This is a genomic window from Enterobacter cloacae complex sp. SHL021 (assembly GCF_049237765.1).
Classification (GTDB): Bacteria; Pseudomonadota; Gammaproteobacteria; order Enterobacterales; family Enterobacteriaceae; genus Enterobacter; species Enterobacter cloacae.
In genome coordinates this window covers 1-1,957 of sequence record NZ_JBMKJG010000056.1, presented here as the reverse complement: position 1 = coordinate 1,957, position 1,957 = coordinate 1, and the positions used below count along the sequence as shown (strand labels likewise).

Here is a 1,957-nt window from a genome sequence, read left to right as displayed (position 1 = left end):
TGTCAACAACGGGTAAAAAGTGATCCACTTACCGCCACCACCAACGGTTTAATATTGATCCACCTTGTTTACTCAGGATTAGCTTCAGCTATAACCCCGGCCTTTCGTTTCTGCTTCAGTCGATAGCTTTCCCCTTTTATTTGCACGACGTGTGAGTGATGTAAGATCCGGTCCAGCATCGCCGATGTCAGCGCTGCATCACCGGCGAACGTCTGATCCCACTGCCCGAACGGCAGGTTGGAGGTCAGGATCATCGCGCTCTTCTCGTAACGTTTGGCGATGACCTGGAAGAACAGCTTGGCTTCCTCCTGACTGAACGGCAGATAACCTATTTCATCGATGATAAGCAGCTTCGGGGCCATGACACCACGATTGAGAGTCGTTTTGTAACGGCCCTGACGCTGTGAAGTGGACAGCTGTAGCAGCAGGTCCGCTGCTGTTGTGAAGCGAACCTTGATGCCCGCCCGTACTGCTTCGTAGCCCATGGCTATCGCCAGATGCGTTTTTCCCACGCCCGATGGCCCCAGCAACACGATGTTTTCGTTACGCTCTATGAAGCTCAGGGATCGCAGCGACTGGATTTGCTTCTGAGGAGCGCCGGTGGCGAAGGTGAAGTCGTACTCCTCGAACGTCTTTACCGCCGGGAAGGCTGCCATCCGCGTGTACATCGCCTGTTTACGCTGATGCCGGGCCAGTTTCTCCTCATGTAACAGGTGCTCCAGGAAGTCCATGTAGCTCCATTCCTGATCCACCGCCTGTTGCGACAGCGCCGGCGCTGCGCCGATAAGACTGTCCAGCTGGAGCTGTTCGGCAAGCACCATCAGCCGTTGATGTTGCAGTTCGACCATCATGCGGCTCCTCTGCAGAACGTGTCATAGATGGAGAGCGGATGATGCAACGGCTGCCTGTCGAAGGTCATCAGGCTTTCATCAACCTGCACGTCATACTGTTTTTTCTCCGGTGGCAGTGCCAGCATGGATTGCTGTTCCTCCACCCAGCGATCGCAGGGGCGGGTCTGGATAGTTTCATGCTTACGTTGATTGGCCACATCGTACAGCCAGCGCAGGCCGTAACGGTTTGCGGTTTCAACATCGACGGTGATCCCCATCGGACGCAGGCGTGTCATTAACGGGATATAGAAGCTGTTGCGGGCGTACTGCACCATCCTCTCCACCTTGCCTTTAGTCTGCGCCCTGAAGGGACGGCACAGGCGGGGAGAGAAGCCCATCTCTTTGCCGAACTGCCACAGGGAAGGATGGAACCGGTGCTGCCCGGTCTGGTAAGCATCACGCTGCAGCACCACCGTTTTCATATTGTCGTACAGGACTTCCTGCGGTACACCGCCGAAGAAGCTGAACGCATTGCGGTGACAGGCTTCCAGCGTGTCGTAGCGCATGTTGTCGGTGAACTCGATGTAAAGCATTCTGCTGTATCCCAGAACAGCGACGAACACATGCAGGGGTGACTTGCCGTTTCGCATGGTCCCCCAGTCAACCTGCATCTGCCGTCCGGGCTCGGTTTCGAAGCGAACGACCGGTTCTGCCTGTGCTGGCAGGGTCTGTTTACGGATGAACTCTCTCAGGATAGTAAGCCCTCCACGATAGCCCAGCTCCATGATTTCCCTGGCAATAACGGTCGCCGGGATTTTGTAGGGATGCGCATCGCTGATCCGCTTAGAGATGTAATCACGGTATTCATCGAGCAGTGATGATGGTGCCGGGCGTGGTGAATACTGCGGCTTTTCAGATTTGGCTTTCAGGTGGCTGCGGACAGTATTGCGCGAAATACCCAGCTCCCTGGCAATGGCCCGGATACTCATTCCCCGCTTGTGCAGGACTTTAATTTCCATACGAATCTCAAAAGTGATCATAAGCTCCCCTGTATTCAGAGGAGCAGATTAACCCCTGGATCAATTTTCAACCGCTGGGGTGGATCAGTTTTGCACCGTTGGTAACAG

General features: G+C 54.9%; 2 protein-coding genes. Both read right to left on the bottom strand.

The genetic code is table 11. The features are described from left to right. Window positions 1-68: 68 nt before the first annotated feature. Entirely contained in the window at window positions 69-851 is a 783-nt protein-coding gene (gene istB, locus ACOTZF_RS25140) for an IS21-like element ISSen3 family helper ATPase IstB (RefSeq protein WP_001531258.1), read from the bottom strand. Then, complete coding sequence (gene istA / locus ACOTZF_RS25135; protein WP_000627495.1) at window positions 848-1,870, bottom strand: IS21-like element ISSen3 family transposase; 1,023 nt, start codon at window positions 1,868-1,870, stop codon at window positions 848-850. The genes istB and istA overlap by 4 nt, the downstream gene beginning before the upstream one ends. Window positions 1,871-1,957: the final 87 nt, after the last annotated feature.

Bases quoted from the DNA above. Each gene is read 5' to 3' on its own strand.
- istA (WP_000627495.1), bottom strand. From the start codon at position 1,870: ATGATCACTTTTGAGATTCGTATGGAAATTAAAGTCCTGCACAAGCGG.
- istB (WP_001531258.1), bottom strand. From the start codon at position 851: ATGATGGTCGAACTGCAACATCAACGGCTGATGGTGCTTGCCGAACAG.